The 500-nt window shown below is 59.0% G+C and carries 1 protein-coding gene; it reads right to left on the bottom strand.

The window, feature by feature from the left end; genetic code table 11:
* Positions 1–500 (bottom strand): hypothetical protein (locus E0L37_RS21315; RefSeq protein WP_205655682.1); only part of this gene is annotated, 500 nt, incomplete at both ends.

Consider the following 500-nt stretch of genomic DNA (forward strand, 5'->3'; position numbering starts at 1 on the left):
TTCCACATCCGCGGCCGCGCCCGTTTTGATGACCACCCATGTGCCGATGCCGTCCGCGTCCAAAAAGCGGCGCACTTGCCGAAGAGGGACGGTCCCGCTTTGCTCTCTGTCGCATACAACGTGCCATTCCCCGTCATCCGGAAGGGCGATGACTACCCCAGTTTCCTCGTTATGGTGAATGACGACAATGTCCGTCCACGGTCCGTAAAGGGCGACATCGCCCAGCCAATAAGCGATGACCCAAGGAGGGGTTGGTTCGAGAAACGTCAAATGGCGCTGCACATCGACTTCGGTCGCTAGGCGGAACGCGCCGTGCGCCCGGCGGATGGCGATCAATCCTTGGATGTAGCGGACATCGTCTTCATAGCGGCTTTTCCGCTCCCAGTCAAGCCGATTGACCGCATCGGGCGACCGGTAGCTGTTTTCGTCGCCGCCTTTCGTCCGATAAAACTCTTGTCCGCTGTGCAAAAACGGGATGCCTTGCGCCAACAGGACGATTA

Source organism: Alcanivorax sp. 24, from assembly GCF_004360225.1.
Taxonomy (GTDB): Bacteria; Pseudomonadota; Gammaproteobacteria; order Pseudomonadales; family Alcanivoracaceae; genus Alloalcanivorax; species Alloalcanivorax xiamenensis.